General features: G+C 63.1%; 15 protein-coding genes. All 15 read right to left on the bottom strand.

The genetic code is table 11. The features are described from left to right. Window positions 1-42 precede the first annotated feature (42 nt). Window positions 43-753, bottom strand: a complete 711-nt coding sequence (locus AB3X94_RS05410) for a phosphoribosylanthranilate isomerase (protein WP_176107172.1) — start codon at window positions 751-753, stop codon at window positions 43-45. Further along, window positions 750-1,562, bottom strand: a complete 813-nt coding sequence (gene truA / locus AB3X94_RS05405; RefSeq protein ID WP_368610955.1) for a tRNA pseudouridine(38-40) synthase TruA — start codon at window positions 1,560-1,562, stop codon at window positions 750-752. The genes AB3X94_RS05410 and truA overlap by 4 nt, the downstream gene beginning before the upstream one ends. Beyond that, window positions 1,559-4,150 (bottom strand): FimV/HubP family polar landmark protein, encoded by a 2,592-nt coding sequence (locus AB3X94_RS05400; RefSeq protein ID WP_368610954.1) that lies wholly within the window; start codon window positions 4,148-4,150, stop codon window positions 1,559-1,561. The genes truA and AB3X94_RS05400 overlap by 4 nt, the downstream gene beginning before the upstream one ends. Window positions 4,151-4,289: 139 nt before the next feature. Continuing rightward, window positions 4,290-5,411, bottom strand: coding sequence for an aspartate-semialdehyde dehydrogenase (gene asd, locus AB3X94_RS05395; protein ID WP_176107169.1), 1,122 nt, complete (start codon window positions 5,409-5,411; stop codon window positions 4,290-4,292). A 327-nt stretch (window positions 5,412-5,738) separates the two neighbouring features. Beyond that, window positions 5,739-6,806 carry a 3-isopropylmalate dehydrogenase gene (gene leuB / locus AB3X94_RS05390; RefSeq protein ID WP_018433950.1) on the bottom strand — a complete coding sequence of 356 codons (1,068 nt, stop codon included), beginning with the start codon at window positions 6,804-6,806 and terminating at the stop codon, window positions 5,739-5,741. A gap of 87 nt (window positions 6,807-6,893) precedes the next feature. Then, a complete protein-coding gene (leuD, locus tag AB3X94_RS05385) occupies window positions 6,894-7,547 on the bottom strand; it encodes a 3-isopropylmalate dehydratase small subunit (protein ID WP_018424120.1) in 654 nt (217 codons plus the stop codon). Between the two features lie 83 nt (window positions 7,548-7,630). After that, entirely contained in the window at window positions 7,631-7,789 is a 159-nt protein-coding gene (locus tag AB3X94_RS05380; protein WP_013092936.1) for an entericidin A/B family lipoprotein, read from the bottom strand. Between the two features lie 5 nt (window positions 7,790-7,794). After that, entirely contained in the window at window positions 7,795-9,204 is a 1,410-nt protein-coding gene (gene leuC / locus AB3X94_RS05375; protein WP_176123362.1) for a 3-isopropylmalate dehydratase large subunit, read from the bottom strand. Between the two features lie 319 nt (window positions 9,205-9,523). Then, window positions 9,524-10,825: a citrate synthase gene (gltA, locus tag AB3X94_RS05370; RefSeq protein ID WP_176107167.1), complete on the bottom strand. Its 1,302-nt coding sequence runs from the start codon at window positions 10,823-10,825 to the stop codon at window positions 9,524-9,526. Between the two features lie 72 nt (window positions 10,826-10,897). Then, window positions 10,898-11,170: a succinate dehydrogenase assembly factor 2 gene (locus tag AB3X94_RS05365; protein WP_008924386.1), complete on the bottom strand. Its 273-nt coding sequence runs from the start codon at window positions 11,168-11,170 to the stop codon at window positions 10,898-10,900. An 84-nt stretch (window positions 11,171-11,254) separates the two neighbouring features. Further along, a complete protein-coding gene (locus AB3X94_RS05360) occupies window positions 11,255-11,959 on the bottom strand; it encodes a succinate dehydrogenase iron-sulfur subunit (RefSeq protein ID WP_008924387.1) in 705 nt (234 codons plus the stop codon). A 26-nt stretch (window positions 11,960-11,985) separates the two neighbouring features. Beyond that, complete coding sequence (sdhA, locus tag AB3X94_RS05355; RefSeq protein ID WP_368610953.1) at window positions 11,986-13,761, bottom strand: succinate dehydrogenase flavoprotein subunit; 1,776 nt, start codon at window positions 13,759-13,761, stop codon at window positions 11,986-11,988. Window positions 13,762-13,765: 4 nt separating this feature from the next. After that, window positions 13,766-14,134, bottom strand: a complete 369-nt coding sequence (gene sdhD / locus AB3X94_RS05350; RefSeq protein WP_013092932.1) for a succinate dehydrogenase, hydrophobic membrane anchor protein — start codon at window positions 14,132-14,134, stop codon at window positions 13,766-13,768. Window positions 14,135-14,137: 3 nt separating this feature from the next. Next, window positions 14,138-14,554: a succinate dehydrogenase, cytochrome b556 subunit gene (sdhC, locus tag AB3X94_RS05345; RefSeq protein WP_062128183.1), complete on the bottom strand. Its 417-nt coding sequence runs from the start codon at window positions 14,552-14,554 to the stop codon at window positions 14,138-14,140. 157 nt (window positions 14,555-14,711) lie between these two features. Next, window positions 14,712-15,512 (bottom strand): GntR family transcriptional regulator, encoded by an 801-nt coding sequence (locus AB3X94_RS05340; protein ID WP_176107165.1) that lies wholly within the window; start codon window positions 15,510-15,512, stop codon window positions 14,712-14,714. Window positions 15,513-15,897 lie beyond the last annotated feature (385 nt).

The raw sequence follows: 15,897 nt of genomic DNA, 5'->3' as shown, positions 1-15,897 counted from the left end.
GATGGCTCGCGGCTTTCCTCGGAAAGCGCCCGCGAGCCTGAATCATTCAGCGTCCGCGGCGCGCACCGCGCGTACGAACGCCGCCATCCGGGCGTGATCTTTCACGCCCCGGGCGCCCGGCACTTCGATGCCGCTCGAGACATCGACCGCGTACGGGCGCACGCGATGGATCGCATCACTGACGTTTTGCGTGTTCAACCCACCACTCAAAACGGCCCGATGCGCGAGCTCTGCTGGAATAAGTGACCAATCGAAAACCTTCCCGCCGCCGCCGTAGCCTTCGACATGGGTGTCGAACAGAAGACCACTGGCTGCTGAATAGTTGAACGCCGATTTTACCAAATCGGCCGGTCGAGTATCCGCCGCGACCCGCAGCGCACGCAACCAAGGCAAACCCGCAACTCCGGCGAGCGTCTCGCACTGGTCCGGCGTCTCGTCGCCGTGGAACTGCAACATCGTCAGGTTCACATTGCTCGCGACTTCCTGGATCCAGTCCGGCGTCGCGTTGACGAACAGACCGACGACCGACACGAACGGCGGCACGTCGTGCACGAGTTCGACCGCTTGCGCGACGCTCACCGAGCGCGCGCTCGGCGGATAGAACACCAGGCCGATCGCGTCGGCGCCGAGGTCGATCGCGTGTGCGATGTCGGCGGGCTTCGACAGTCCGCACAGCTTGATGCGCGTACGATGCGGCACGCTTTGCAAGGCGGTGGCGTGGGCCTGGGTGGCGGGGGTCTCTTCTGCTTTCATGTTTCCGGTTGCTCGGTCCATACGCTGCTCCACGGCACGCTGCCCGTCACCGGGTCGGGCACGCCGAATTGCTCAGGATAGCCCACTTGCGCGAGATACAGGCCGTCGGGCATGAAGGTCGGCGCCGCGCAGTCGCGGCTGCGGCTCGCGAGCACGTCGGCCATCCACGCGGCCGGGCGGCGGCCGCTGCCGATTTCGATCAGACAGCCCATCACGTTGCGCACCATGTGATGCAGGAAGGCGTTCGCGCGAAAGCGGAAATGCACGAAGTTCCCTTGTCGTTTGACGTCGATCTGGTACAGATGCTTGAACGGCGTCTTCGACTGGCATTGCGACGAACGAAAAGCCGAAAAGTCGTGCTCGCCGATCAGATGCTCCGCGGCCGAGCGCATCGCTTCGACGTCGAGTGGCGTGTGCACCCAGCCGGCGCGGGTCGTGAGCATCGGTGAGCGAACCGGACTGACGTACAGCACGTAGTAATAGGTCCGCTCGAATGCCGAAAACCGCGCGTGAAAGTCTTCGGGCATCGGCTTGGCCCATTGCACTCCGATCGTCTTCGGCAGAAACGCGTTCGGGCCGCGCACCCAGGAGATATCGACCCGGTCGAGTTCGGTGTCGAAATGTACGACCTGGCCCAAGCCATGCACGCCGCGGTCAGTGCGGCCGGCGACCACCGTGTGCACGGGCGTGCGCGTGAATTCGCGCAGCGCCCGTTCGAGTTCGTCCTGAACCGTGTTGCCGTGCGGCTGCGACTGCCATCCAGCGAACGCGGCGCCGTCGTACTGGACGCCTAATGCGATGCGCTTCACGACAGCGGCGCGAGGGTCGAAAGCAACGCGCGGGCTTCGGTGCGCGTGGCTGGATCGTTCGCTTCGATCACTTCGTTGATGAGCGCGCGGGCGCCCCCCAGATCGCCGAGCTCGATGTACTCGGAGGCCAACTCCAGCTTGTTGCGCGCGATGCGGGCGAGATCGGCCGGCGTGAAGGCCGGCAGCGGCTGGGCCGGGCTCGGCGGCAACTCGAGGTCGAAGTCGAGCTTCAGCGCGCCGAAGCCAGCCGCGCCGAGACCCGCGACGGCGCCGTGACCCGCTGTGCCGGCGGCGATTTGGTCGGCGATGTGCGGCGCGTCGTCGTCCGCGCCGTGGACGCCGAAGGCCTGCTGCGCGGTCGTGTCGGGCGATGCGACCGGTTGCGTCGACAGCGACGTGGACGGCACCGCTTCGCCGACGGTGGGCACTTCGATGCGCGGCGGCAGCGGCATGTTCAGGCTGCCGAATGCGTGGACGGCGTCGCGCGGGAAGTCGGTCGGCGCGGACGGCGCGGGTTGCGTCGGCACGGGGATGTCGCCTAACGGCTGACCGAGCGACGTGGTAGCGCGCGGTTCGATCTGGTGTTGCGTGAAATCGATCACTGGGGGTGGAACGTTCAGGGGAGACTGCGGTTCAGCCGTCGCGGTGTGCGGTGCGGTCGGGCTTTCTGTGGATTCCTCGTCCCATTGCACGCGATGCGCGTTCTCGTCGTCCTGCGTTGCACCGATGGCCGGTTCGAGCGGCCCCAGCGGCAACGCGTCGGCGCCGAGTTCTGCCGCGGCGGCGAGATTGGCGGCCGTGGCCGCGGAGCGCAGCGTCTCGTCGGTGGCCGGTGCGAGCGATGGAGGCTCAGTGGACGGCTCGCTTTCGCTGGACGGCGGGATGCCGGCGAGTGGCGCCGTCGGTGCGGTGGGTTCGGGCGTGCCTGCATGCTGTGTCGCCGGTTCCTCTGCGGCGCGCTCGGCTGCGATGCGCGCTGCTGCTGTGCGTTCCGCCTCCACATGTTCGGCGGCGACGCGTGCCGCTGCCTGTTCGGCTGCTGCCTGTTCGGCTGCTGCTTGTTCGGCTGCTGCTTGTTCGGCTGCTGCTTGTTCGGCTGCTGCTTGTTCGGCTGCTGCGCGTTCCGCTGCCACGCGTTCGGCCGCGGCATGTTCCTCGGCTGCTGCTCGCTCTGCTGCTGCTCGCTCTGCTGCTGCTCGCTCCTCTGCGGCCTGTTCGGCTGCGGCTCTTTCCGCAGCGGCCTGCTCGGCCTCTGCACGTTCTGCCGCCGCGCTTTCTGCCGCTGCCCGCTCGGCTGCCTCACGCTCCGCAGCCGCATGCTCCGCCGCTGCCGCCGCAGCAGCCTGCCGCGCAAGCTCCTGATCTTGCGCGCCCGATGCTTCCGTGACCGCTGCCTGCCCTGCCACCGCGCTGCCATCGTGCGAATCGGCGTTATCCGCCGATCCCGCCACTGCGGTATCAGTCGTCTCGGCAGCCCGCGCCGCAGCCTCCTTTTCGCGCTTGCGGCGACCCATGCGCAGAGCCGCGAGCAGAACGACCAATGCCGCACCCACCGCCGCCGCGATGCTCAAATTGCGCGGAGACAGGCCGCCCTCATTCGACGGCGACGTCGCCGCATTCGCGTGCTGCGGCGCCACGGGCACTGTCGCCGCTGAACCTGCCGCTGCGAGCTGCGCAGCGCTCGTCGGCTTCGGGCCCGAAGCGACCGGCACCCCGCCGATACCGTGTTTCTGCAATTCCATCAGCACACGGTTTTTCAGCGCCAGCAGTTGCTGCAGACTCGACACCTGCTGACGCGGCTGCGAAGCCGCTTGCGCGGCTGTGGCCGCCGGTGCAGTAGCGGTTGCCGCCGACGGCGCTTGCCCGGCAGGCGCGCTCGCCGCCGATTGAATCGATCCGGTCCATTCCTGCGTGCCACTCGCCGCCACGGGCCCCGAACCGGCCAATGGCGCGGACGAAGCCAAGCCGCCCGCCGCCGCGCCAGTCGATACCGCCGCGCTGGCCGCGCCAGAGACCTCGGATGCGGCTGGCGTCGTCGCTTGAGCTGCGGCGCTGGCCGCACTCGCCGTGCTGGCCGCAGCCTCGGCGGGTGCCGCCGTCGGCGCGGAAGCGGGCACAGCCGCCGTGGACTCGGACGCCCCCGCCGCGGCCCCAGTCGACGAAGCCGCCAAGGCCCCCGACGCATCGAGAGCCGGCACAATCAACACCGCGCCCACACGCATGCGGCTCGGATCGTGATTCATGAACGCAGCCGGATTCGTGTCGAACAATGCGCGCGTCGCGCGCGCGAGAACCGCGCGGTCATGCGACTGAGTAATAGCGATCGCGACATCGTTCAGCGACTGCCCTGCGTGTACGGTGTACTGCGCGCCCGCGGCGACGACGACAGCGGTAGTGGAACTGCCAGCGGAAGCGGTATCCGGCGCGCTCGTGGCGCGAGCCGGCGCGGCAAGCGCATTGCCCGGGCCACCGCCGAGCAAAGCAATGGCGAAAGCGGCACCAGCGGCCATCGCCGCCGGACGGCCGCTGTATCGCACCTTCTCGTGACGAATGAACATGGCCCGAAGAGCGGAGCGTCGAAAGTTCATCGGGACTCCTGGCGCGTCAGCGCGCAGCCTTTTTTGCGAGTGGAAAGAGACAAGATGATCGGAGCACAGAATGAAAAAAAGCGCCGCGCAAGCGCGACGCTTCTTGAGTTGTCTACGCGTCGTGAGCGCGTAGTTTACTTTACTTGTCGAGCACAATGCGAAGCATACGACGCAGCGGTTCAGCCGCGCCCCACAGCAGCTGATCGCCGACCGTGAAGGCCGACAGATATTCGCCACCCATCGCGAGCTTGCGCACGCGGCCGACCGGCACCGTCAGCGTACCGGTGACGACCGCCGGGGACAGATCGCGCATCGACGCTTCGCGCTCGTTCGGCACGACCTTGACCCAGTCGTTGCCCGACGCGAGGATGCTATTCACTTCGTCGAGCGGCACGTCCTTGTTCAGCTTGATCGTCAGCGCTTGCGAGTGACAGCGCATTGCGCCGATTCGCACGCATAGACCGTCGACCGGAATCGAACCCGGCGTGCCCATGGCCGGCTTGCCGAGAATCTTGTTGGTTTCCGCGCCGCCCTTCCACTCTTCCTTCGACATGCCGTTGCCGAGATCCTTGTCGATCCACGGAATCAGCGAGCCCGCGAGCGGCACGCCGAAATGGTCGGTCGGCATGCTGTCGCTGTTCATCGCTTCGAGCACGCGGCGGTCGATGTCGAGAATCGCCGAAGCCGGGTCAGCCAGTTCGTTCTTCACCGCGCCGTTCAGCGTGCCCATTTGTGACAGCAATTCGCGCATGTTCTGCGCGCCAGCGCCCGATGCGGCCTGGTAAGTCATGGCCGTCATCCAGTCGACGAGGTTTTCGCGGAACAGGCCGCCCAGCGCCATCAGCATGAGGCTGACCGTGCAGTTGCCGCCGATGAAGTTCTTCTGACCTTTGACGAGCGCGTTCTTGATCACGTCGAGGTTGACCGGATCGAGAATGATGACCGCATCGTCCTTCATGCGCAGCGACGAAGCCGCGTCGATCCAGTAACCGTTCCAGCCGGCCGCGCGCAGCTTCGGGAACACTTCGTTCGTGTAGTCACCGCCTTGGCAGGAGATGATCGCGTCGCACTTCTTCAGGTCTTCGATGCTTGTCGCATCTTTGAGCTTGGTCTCGTTTTTGGCGAACGACGGCGCGTTGCCACCCGCGTTGCTGGTGCTGAAAAACACCGGTTCGATCAAGTCGAAATCGCCTTCCTGCTGCATGCGTTGCATCAGGACGCTGCCGACCATGCCGCGCCAACCTACGAGACCTACGTTCATGACTTCATACCCTTCGAATGGAAACTTCCCCGCATCTTTGCCCGCAGTGACCGCGCGGGGAAGATGGGCGGGCACGACGGACGATCAGCGCTTCGTGATCGTTTTCGGGGTAATGGTTTTGATGGTAATGGCGAACTCGATTGCACGGGCCGTTGTGCCGTGCAATTTGGAAATCGAGGAGATTTGGGAGATCTGAGCCATCGCAACAATATACACGAAAACAGAAAACTGGCGGCGTTCTTCGCCGTATGACGCGCGAATCGGCCTGTTTCAAGGCGGATTCGCGCTTTAACGATCAGTATTGGTGATCTAACTACTGCACGCGTTTTACAGCGCGGCCACGACGGCATCACCCATCGCGGCGGTGCCGACCTGCTTGCAACCCGGCGTGAGAATGTCGCCGGTGCGATAGCCTTGTTCGAGCACCTTCTTCACCGCGGTTTCGATGCGATCAGCCTGCTCGGCCTTATTCAGCGAATAGCGCAACATCATCGCGGCGGAGAGAATCGTAGCGAGCGGATTCGCAACGCCCTTGCCGGCGATATCCGGTGCGGAACCGTGCGACGGCTCGTACAAGCCCTTGTTGTTCTTGTCGAGCGACGCCGACGGCAGCATGCCGATCGAGCCGGTCAGCATGGCCGCTTCGTCGGAAAGGATGTCGCCGAACATGTTGCCCGTCACGATCACGTCGAACGACTTCGGCGCCTTCACGAGCTGCATCGCGGCGTTGTCGACGTACATGTGCGACAGCTCGACGTCCGCATATTCCTTCGACACGTCGATCATCACGTCCTTCCAGAACTGCGACGTTTCGAGCACATTGGCTTTATCGACCGAGGTCAGCTTCTTGCCGCGCTTTTGCGCCGCCTGGAACGCGACGTGCGCGATGCGGCGCACTTCCGGTTCCGAATAGCGCATCGTGTCGAAGCCTTCCTTCGCGCCGGCGAACAGGCCGTCCGGCGACGTACGCACGCCGCGCGGCGCGCCGAAGTAGATGTCGCCGTTCAGTTCGCGCACGATCAGGATGTCGAGACCCGAAACGATCTCTTCCTTCAGCGACGACGCACCCGTCAGTTGCGGGTAGCAGATCGCCGGACGGAAGTTCGCGAACAGTTCCAGGTGCTTGCGCAGACCGAGGATCGCCTGCTCCGGGCGCAGAGCGCGTTCGAGCTTGTCGTATTTCCAGTCGCCGACCGCGCCGAACAGGATCGCGTCGGCTTCCTTCGCCAGTGCGAGCGTCGAATCGGGCAGCGGATGGCCCTTCGCTTCGTAGCCCGCGCCGCCGACCGGCGCTTCTTCGAGTTCGAACTTCTCGCCGAGCACGTTCAGGACCTTGACGGCCTCCTTGACGATTTCGGGACCGATGCCGTCGCCCGGCAATACTGCGATCTTCATGCGAATTCCTTGATGATTTTTTCGGGTGTTTCTCGCGCAAACCGACGCGGGCGCGGACCAGACGCGCCTACGTTCTCACGGGTTCGCCTAACGGACGAGGCGATTGTTCAGCCACGGTTGCTTCGCGAGACGCTCCGCTTCGAACTGGCGGATCTTGTCCGCGTGACGCAGCGTGAGACCGATGTCGTCGAAACCGTTCAGCAGGCAGTACTTGCGGAACGCCGCGACTTCGAACGGATATTCGGTGCCGCCGTCGGCCGTGCGCACGACTTGCGCTTCGAGGTCGATCGTCAGCTCGAAGCCGTTGAATGCGTACGTCTCGTTGAACAGATGATCGACCTGCTGTTCGGTCAGCACGATCGGCAGCACGCCGTTCTTGAAGCAGTTGTTGTAAAAGATGTCGGCGAAGCTCGGCGCGATCAGTGCGCGAAAGCCGTACTGCTGCAACGCCCAGGGCGCGTGTTCGCGCGAGCTGCCGCAACCGAAATTCTTGCGCGCGAGCAGCACCGAGGCGCCCTGATAGCGCGGCTGGTTCAGCACGAAGTCCGGGTTCAGCGGACGCTTCGAGTTGTCCTGACCCGGTTCGCCGTGGTCGAGGTAGCGCCATTCGTCGAACGCGTTCGGACCGAAGCCCGTGCGCTTGATCGACTTCAGGAACTGCTTCGGAATGATCGCGTCCGTGTCGACGTTCTCGCGATCGAGCGGCGCCACGACGCCGGTGTGTACGATGAATTTATCCATGACGCTTGCGCCTGTTCAGGACCGGGCGATGCGACCGGCGGTTGGACCCCCGCGCCGCATCGCCGGCAAAAATCAAAAACCGCTTATTTCTCAGCGTGATTGCTGATCGAATTGCCGAGGTGCGACATGTCCTGGCCGAATCCGTGCACCGTGTTGCATCCGGCGAGGCCGAGCAGAAGCCCGGCGAGCGTGCCGAGTGCGAAGCGGCGCAATAGAGTGATGCGATTCATGTTCTTCATCATGCGATTCATCCAAGCTTGCGAATGTCGACGAAATGCCCTTCGATGGCTGCAGCCGCGGCCATTGCGGGGCTCACCAGGTGCGTGCGCCCACCGGCGCCCTGACGACCTTCGAAGTTCCGGTTCGACGTGGACGCGCAGCGCTCGCCCGGCTCGAGCCGGTCGGCGTTCATCGCCAGACACATCGAGCAACCCGGTTCACGCCATTCGAACCCGGCCTCGGTAAAGACCTTGTCGAGGCCTTCACGCTCCGCCTGCGCCTTCACGAGCCCCGAACCCGGCACGACCATCGCCAGACGGATGTTCGGCGCGACGCGGCGGCCGAGCTTCTTCACGACGTAAGCCGCGGCGCGAATGTCTTCGATGCGCGCGTTGGTGCACGACCCGATGAAGATTTTATCCGGCTTGATCGACTCGATCGGCGCGTTCGGCTCGAGCGCCATGTACTTGAGCGCACGCTCCATCGCGTCGCGCTTGACCGGGTCCTTCTCGCGCTCCGGATCCGGCACGCGGCCGTCGACCGGCGTGACCATTTCCGGCGACGTGCCCCAAGTCACCTGCGGCACGATTTCGGCCGCGTTCAGCTCGACCACGCGATCGAAATGCGCGCCCTCGTCCGACTTGAACTGCTTCCAGTACTCGACCGCGTGATCCCACTCGACGCCCTGCGGCGAGAACGGACGGCCTTTCAGGTATTCGACCGTGGTGTCGTCGACGGCGACCATGCCGGCGCGCGCGCCCGCTTCGATCGCCATGTTGCAGACCGTCATTCGGCCTTCCATCGTCAGCGAACGGATCGTCGAGCCGCCGAATTCCATCGCGTAACCGGTGCCGCCCGCGGTGCCGATCTTGCCGATGATCGCGAGCACGATGTCCTTCGCGGTACAGCCGCGCGGCAATTGCCCCTCGACCTTCACGAGCATGTTCTTGCTCTTCTTCTGCAGCAGCGTTTGCGTGGCCAGCACGTGCTCGACTTCCGACGTGCCGATGCCATGCGCGAGCGCGCCGAACGCGCCGTGCGTGGACGTGTGCGAGTCGCCGCAGACGATCGTCATACCCGGCAGCGTAGCGCCCTGTTCCGGCCCGATGATGTGGACGATGCCCTGACGCTGGTCGTTCATCTTGAACTGCGTGATGCCGAAGGCGTCGCAGTTCGCGTCGAGCGTGTCGACCTGCAGCTTCGAGACCGGATCGGCGATGCCGTGGCTGCGGTCCGTGGTTGGCACGTTGTGGTCGGACACGGCCAGGTTCGCGCTGATGCGCCACACCGGACGGTGAGCCATTTTCAGGCCTTCGAACGCCTGCGGGCTGGTCACTTCATGCAGCAGGTGACGGTCGATGTAGAGAATCGCGGTGCCGTCGTCTTCCGTGTGGACCACGTGCGTGTTCCACAATTTGTCGTAGAGAGTCTGTGCCATGGTATGCGGGGTAGTAATGACTGCGGGCTGACTGTGTCGGTCGATTATGCCACGCGACGCACCGCGATGGGCTGCTTAAACAGCGAAAAAACCGATAAAAAACATGGAGTTGGCTGGTAGTGCCAATACCTGTATCGGTGTTACCCGGCAAGCATCGGCGAGCGGCGGCGCCAATGCGCCGCATGCACGACCCGCTGTGGCCGCAGAAACGGAAACGCCCCAACGGTAGACCCGTTGAGGCGTTTTATTTGCTCCGATTTCGCGCTTGTGCGCGGCACGAATGCCGCGGCCAGGCGCGCGTATCGCGGTCGATCAGCGCTTAGCGCTGTGCGATCGGCTTCGCTTGACGCAGCGTCTCGCCGACGAACAGCTGACGCGGACGACCAATCTTCTGCTCAGGATCAGCGATCATTTCGTTCCACTGCGCGATCCAGCCGACCGTACGCGCCATCGCGAAGATACACGTGAACATCGACGTCGGAATGCCCAGCGCGCGCTGCACGATACCCGAGTAGAAGTCGACGTTCGGGTACAGCTTGCGCGACACGAAGTATTCGTCTTCGAGCGCGATCTTTTCGAGTTCCATTGCGAGCTTGAACAGCGGGTCGTCGTGCAGGCCCAGCTCTTCGAGCACTTCGTGGCAGGTTTCGCGCATCAGCTTCGCGCGCGGATCATAGTTCTTGTACACGCGGTGACCGAAGCCCATCAGCTTCACGCCCGAGTTCTTGTCCTTCACCTGCTTGATGAACTCGGGAATGTTGTCGACCGAGCCGATTTCTTCCAGCATGTTCAGTGCGGCTTCGTTCGCACCGCCGTGCGCCGGGCCCCACAGACACGCGATACCCGCCGCGATACACGCGAACGGATTCGCACCCGACGAACCGGCGAGACGCACGGTCGACGTCGACGCGTTCTGCTCGTGGTCCGCGTGCAGGATCAGGATGCGGTCGAGCGCGCGCACCAGCACGTCGTTGACCACGTACTCTTCGCACGGATTCGAGAACATCATGCGCATGAAGTTTGCGCTGTACGACAGGTCGTTCTTCGGATATACGAACGGCTGGCCGATGCTGTACTTGTACGCCATTGCGACCAGCGTGGGCAACTTGGCGATCATGCGGATCGCCGACACTTCGCGGTGACGCGGGTTATTGATGTCGAGCGAGTCGTGGTAGAACGCCGACAGCGCGCCGACTGCGGCGACGAGAATCGCCATCGGGTGCGCGTCGCGGCGGAAGCCGCGGAAGAAGAACTGCATCTGCTCGTGCACCATCGTGTGCTTCGTGACGGTGCCGACGAATTCGGTCTTCTGCTTTTCGTTCGGCAGTTCGCCGTTCAGCAGCAGATAGCAGGTTTCGAGGAAGTCGGCGTTCTGCGCGAGGTTGTCGATCGCGTAGCCGCGGTAGAGCAGTTCGCCCTTGTCGCCGTCGATGTAGGTGATCGCCGAATTGCACGCCGCCGTCGACATGAAGCCCGGGTCGTACGTGAATTTGCCGGTCTGGCCGTACAGTTTGCGAATGTCGATTACATCCGGGCCAATCGTGCCCTTGTAAATCGGCATTTCAACGCTCGGCGAATTGTCGCTGAACGATAGCGTGGCTTTAACATCTGACGGGGTCATAGCACATCCTCAATCGAAGTATGGATACAGGGTTTCGATAATTGCACGCCTGGAACAACGGACTGGCGGCGCTCAAGCATTGCGCAGCAACTCCAGAACCCGGACCACGTCCGGGTCGGCTAGATCGCCTTCTGGTTCCTTGCGTGCGAGCAGCAAGTCCATCAGGTCGTTATCGCTCAGCTCGAGCAGGCGCGTGAGTGCGCCAACGTCGGCATCGCTGAGGTCATGCTCATATCGGCTGAAAAAACGCTCGAAAATCAGGTCGTTTTCCAGCAGGCCCCGCCGTGCGCGCCAGCGAAGACGCGCACGGCGGAGAGGGTCGGACTGATGCGATGTATCGGTCATGTCGGTACACCCCGCGCCGCCCCCAGGCGCGCTGACTGCCCGCTCGGGGACAGCCTGCGCCAGGGAGCGCGGGGCTCATTGATACTAGACAGCGCGGCGAACCATCAATTCCTTGATCTTGCCGATTGCCTTGGTCGGGTTCAGGCCCTTCGGGCAAACGTCGACGCAGTTCATGATCGTGTGGCAACGGAACAGACGATACGGGTCTTCCAGGTTATCGAGGCGCTCGCCGGTTGCCTGGTCGCGGCTGTCCGCGATGAAGCGGTAGGCTTGCAGCAGACCGGCCGGGCCGACGAACTTGTCCGGATTCCACCAGAAGCTCGGGCACGACGTCGAGCAGCTCGCGCACAGGATACATTCGTACAGGCCGTCGAGCTCGTCGCGTTCTTCCGGCGACTGCAGACGTTCCTTTTCCGGCGGCGGCGTATCGTTGATCAGGTACGGCTTGATCGAGTGATACTGGTTGAAGAACTGCGTGAAGTCGCAGATCAGGTCACGCACGACGGGCAGGCCCGGCAGCGGACGCAGCACGATCTTCTGCGGCAGGTCGTTCAGGTTCGTCAGGCACGCGAGGCCGTTCTTGCCGTTGATGTTCATTGCGTCCGAACCGCACACGCCTTCGCGGCACGAGCGACGGAACGACAGGGTTTCGTCGAGCGCCTTCAGCTTGACGAGCGCGTCGAGCAGCATGCGTTCGTGCGAGTCGATTTCGATCTCGTACGTTTGCATGCGCGGAGCGGCGTCCTTGTCCGGATCGTAGCGGTAAATTTCAAATGTACGCTTGGCCATTTCTCTGAATTCCTTTGACTTGTGCCTTAGAAGGTACGCGCTTTCGGCGGAACCGATTCGACGGTCAGCGGCTTCATGTGCACCGGCTTGTAGTCGAGGCGATCGCCTTCGCTGAACCACAACGTATGGCGCAGCCAGTTTTCGTCGTCGCGATGTTCGAAGTCGTTTTGCGCGTGCGCGCCACGGCTTTCCTTGCGCGCTTCGGCGGAGACCATCGTGGCGCGTGCCACTTCGATCAGGTTCGCCACTTCCAGCGCTTCGACGCGGGCCGTGTTGAACACCTTCGACTTATCCTTCAGATGGATGTTGTCGACGCGTGCGGCCACTTCGCGGATGGCTTCGACACCTTGGGCGAGCAGGGCCGAGGTACGGAACACGCCAGCGTGCTTCTGCATCGTGCCGCGGATGTCGTTCGCGACCGACTGGGCGTACTCGCCCGACGACGAGTTATCGAGCTTCGCCAGACGCGACAGCGCGAAGTCGGCTGCATCTGCCGGCAACGGCTTGTGTTCCTTCAGTTCCTTCACGTGCTTGACGATGTGATTGCCGGCAGCGCGGCCGAACACCACGAGGTCGAGCAGCGAGTTCGTGCCGAGACGGTTCGCACCGTGCACCGACACGCACGAGCATTCGCCCACTGCGTAGAAACCGTTGACGACTTCTTCGTGGCCCTTCGGCGTACCGACGACCTGACCGTTGATGTTCGTCGGAATACCGCCCATCTGGTAGTGGATGGTCGGCACGACCGGGATCGGCTCCTTGATGCAGTCGACGTTCGCGAACTTCAGCGCGATTTCGCGGATCGACGGCAGACGCTTCATGATCGTCTCGGCGCCGATGTGCGACAGGTCGAGCAGCACGTGATCCTTATTCGGACCCACGCCGCGGCCTTCCTTGATTTCCTGGTCCATCGAACGCGAAACGAAGTCGCGCGGCGCCAGGTCCTTCAGCGTCGGCGCGTAGCGTTCCATGAAACGCTCGCCGTTCGAGTTACGCAGAATACCGCCTTCGCCGCGCACGCCTTCGGTGATCAGCACGCCCGCGCCGGCCACGCCAGTGGGGTGGAATTGCCAGAATTCCATGTCCTGCAGCGCGATGCCCGACCGGGCCGCCATGCCGAGGCCGTCACCGGTGTTGATGAACGCGTTGGTCGATGCCGCGAAGATCCGGCCTGCGCCGCCCGTGGCGAACAGCGTGGTCTTGCCTTCGAGGATGTAGACGTCGCCGGTTTCCATTTCCAGCGCGGTTACGCCGAGCACGTCGCCGTCGGCGTCGCGGATCAGGTCCAGCGCCATCCATTCGACGAAGAATTGCGTCTTGGCAGCAACGTTCTGCTGGTACAGCGTGTGCAGCAGCGCGTGACCGGTACGGTCAGCCGCTGCGCAAGCGCGTTGCACCGGCTTTTCGCCGTAGTTCGCGGTGTGGCCGCCGAACGGGCGCTGATAGATCGTGCCGTCGGCGTTACGGTCGAACGGCATGCCGAAGTGTTCGAGTTCGTAGACGGCGTTCGGTGCTTCACGGCACATGAACTCGATCGCGTCCTGGTCGCCGAGCCAGTCGGAGCCCTTGATCGTGTCGTAGAAGTGATAGTGCCAGTTGTCTTCGCTCATGTTGCCGAGCGAAGCGCCGATGCCGCCCTGGGCAGCGACCGTATGCGAACGCGTCGGAAACACTTTGGACAGCACGCAGACCGACAGACCGGCGCGCGCCAGTTGCAGCGACGCGCGCATCCCCGAGCCGCCCGCGCCGACGATAACCACGTCAAACTTGCGACGCGGCAGAGAATTCTTGATTGCAACCATGCTTTTATACTCTCCAGAGAATCTGCGCAGCGTAGCCCGCACATGCGAGCAGCCAGAGGATCGTCAGCGCCTGCAGGACGAGACGCGTGCCAACGGGCTTCACGTAATCCATCCAGATGTCGCGCACACCCACCCACGCGTGGTAGAAGAGCGAGAGAAGCGTGACGAACGTGGCGAGCTTCATCCACTGCGTCGCGAAGATCGACGCCCAGCCGTCGTACGAGAAGTCGCGCGCGAGGAAGAACCACGCGAGCAGAATCACCGTGTACACCGCCATCACGACGGCGGTGACGCGTTGCGCGAGCCAGTCGCGCAGACCGTAGTGCGCGCCGACGACGAGACGCTTCGAACCGATTCGGTTATTGGCTGCCATTTTTTAGAATGCTCCGAACAGTTTTGCCGCGAATGCGATGGTGAGCAGCGACGACACGACTAACACGACGACAGAGGTCGACTTGCCCTTTTCCTTCGACACGGCATCATGATTCGTATCCATCACGAGGTGACGGATGCCGGCGCAGAAGTGGAACAGGAAAGCCCACGCGAGAACCAGCGTGATCAGCTTGACGATGATGTTGGAGAGGAAGCCCTTGAAGACTTCGAAGCTCAGTTCGGAAGTCAGGCTCTGATCGAAGAGGAACAGCAGGAAAGGAAGGAAAAGAAACAACAAGGCACCGCTCACGCGATGCAGAATCGACACGCGCCCCGCCAGCGGGAGACGGTATGCCGTCAATATTTGCCCAATACCGATGTTCCGGAATTCCGGCCTCGGTTTCTTTACCGCTTCTGCCATGCTAGACCCCTACTATGTAGTCACACTAATCCGCAATTTTAGCGCCTTTTTATATCGCGCTGCAGCGAAAACCACGCTAGGTCCTTTGCTGCGCGCGCTATGAAAGCGCCTTCCGATTGGCACGCGTGTGGGACGCCGCGCCTCGTTTCAGCCCGATTCAGCTCAGATCGTTCTGATAGTAATACCCGGTTGTGACATACCAACCTCGCCGGACTTCAACCGGCCGATCCCCATAGGTATAGGAGACGCGCTCGACCGAGAGCAGCGGAAAACCCGCCGGCACATGCAGCAGGTCCGCCACGGAAGGCTCCGCCGCGACCGCGCGGATTTTTTCCGTCGCGCGAATCATGCGAGTGCCGAATTCGGTCTCGAACATCGCGTAGAGGGGACCTTTGTACTCCGAAAGCCGCTCGAGCGTGAGCCCGCGGAACACGGCGCCTGGCAGCCAGATTTCGTCGAGCACGGTCACTTCGCCGTCGAACTGCAGCAAACGCTTGATCAGCACGACCGGATCGGCCGGCTTCAGATCGAGTTGCCGGGCAATTTCCGCCGATGCGCGCAGCCGACGGCATTCGAGCAGACGGCTCACGTGCGGATGCTCCGCGCCGTCGTCGGCGAGCAATCTCAGGAAACGGAACTGCGCGCGTTCTTCGTTGTGCGTCGCAACGAACGTGCCCTTGCCCTGACGGCGCACCAGCAGATTGTCGGCGGCCAGCTCGTCGATCGCCTTGCGCACCGTACCCTGACTCACCTTGAAACGCGCGGCCAGTTCGACTTCACTAGGAATGATCTCGCCCGGCTTCCATTCGCCGCTTTCGAGGCTCTGCGTAATCAAGCCCTTGATCTGCTGATACAAGGGGCTGAAGGTCGGCGACGCGGCAGCGGAAACAGCGGATACAGCTTCGCCCGCGGCCCCCTGGCCATTCGGGTTTACAGGATTCGCCGGGTTCGAATTCATGCGCGCATTTCATCATAAAGCGCCGGGGCACGTCTAGGGTTTTCCCGTCGATAGATGTGTCTTATATAAGACATAAGATACTGTTGACTTTGTCGGTTTCGACTCCTACACTCCTTGTCGAGCAAGGGTTTGCGGGATTTTGCGGCAGCTGTTTGATGCAGCGCCGCGACGCTCCGGCCGCCACTCTGCACCATGCCGTCCCCTACGCAGTCCAGGTTTCGATTCGCCGCCATCCGTTGCATTCGCGTGCTGTATCCGTGTTGCAGCCGCTGGCCCGACACTCGCCGAAACGCGCTGTTTGCAGGAGCCCGCACCGTGCAGATGCGACCCGGCGCGGCGTAAGCCCTGGGCCATCCCGTCCCGCTCGGTAGTACGGATTTCCGGC

This window comes from Paraburkholderia sp. BR10923 (assembly GCF_040948765.1).
Lineage (GTDB): Bacteria > Pseudomonadota > Gammaproteobacteria > Burkholderiales > Burkholderiaceae > Paraburkholderia > Paraburkholderia youngii.
Note: the sequence above shows the minus strand (reverse complement) of the source record. Positions and strands in the feature narration are given on the sequence as shown.

Bases quoted from the DNA above. Each gene is read 5' to 3' on its own strand.
- AB3X94_RS05410 (WP_176107172.1), bottom strand. From the start codon at position 753: ATGAAAGCAGAAGAGACCCCCGCCACCCAGGCCCACGCCACCGCCTTG.
- AB3X94_RS05400 (WP_368610954.1), bottom strand. From the start codon at position 4,150: ATGAACTTTCGACGCTCCGCTCTTCGGGCCATGTTCATTCGTCACGAG.
- asd (WP_176107169.1), bottom strand. From the start codon at position 5,411: ATGAACGTAGGTCTCGTAGGTTGGCGCGGCATGGTCGGCAGCGTCCTG.
- leuB (WP_018433950.1), bottom strand. From the start codon at position 6,806: ATGAAGATCGCAGTATTGCCGGGCGACGGCATCGGTCCCGAAATCGTC.
- leuD (WP_018424120.1), bottom strand. From the start codon at position 7,547: ATGGATAAATTCATCGTACACACCGGCGTCGTGGCGCCGCTCGATCGC.
- AB3X94_RS05380 (WP_013092936.1), bottom strand. From the start codon at position 7,789: ATGATGAAGAACATGAATCGCATCACTCTATTGCGCCGCTTCGCACTC.
- leuC (WP_176123362.1), bottom strand. From the start codon at position 9,204: ATGGCACAGACTCTCTACGACAAATTGTGGAACACGCACGTGGTCCAC.
- gltA (WP_176107167.1), bottom strand. From the start codon at position 10,825: ATGACCCCGTCAGATGTTAAAGCCACGCTATCGTTCAGCGACAATTCG.
- AB3X94_RS05365 (WP_008924386.1), bottom strand. From the start codon at position 11,170: ATGACCGATACATCGCATCAGTCCGACCCTCTCCGCCGTGCGCGTCTT.
- AB3X94_RS05360 (WP_008924387.1), bottom strand. From the start codon at position 11,959: ATGGCCAAGCGTACATTTGAAATTTACCGCTACGATCCGGACAAGGAC.
- sdhA (WP_368610953.1), bottom strand. From the start codon at position 13,761: ATGGTTGCAATCAAGAATTCTCTGCCGCGTCGCAAGTTTGACGTGGTT.
- sdhD (WP_013092932.1), bottom strand. From the start codon at position 14,134: ATGGCAGCCAATAACCGAATCGGTTCGAAGCGTCTCGTCGTCGGCGCG.
- sdhC (WP_062128183.1), bottom strand. From the start codon at position 14,554: ATGGCAGAAGCGGTAAAGAAACCGAGGCCGGAATTCCGGAACATCGGT.
- AB3X94_RS05340 (WP_176107165.1), bottom strand. From the start codon at position 15,512: ATGAATTCGAACCCGGCGAATCCTGTAAACCCGAATGGCCAGGGGGCC.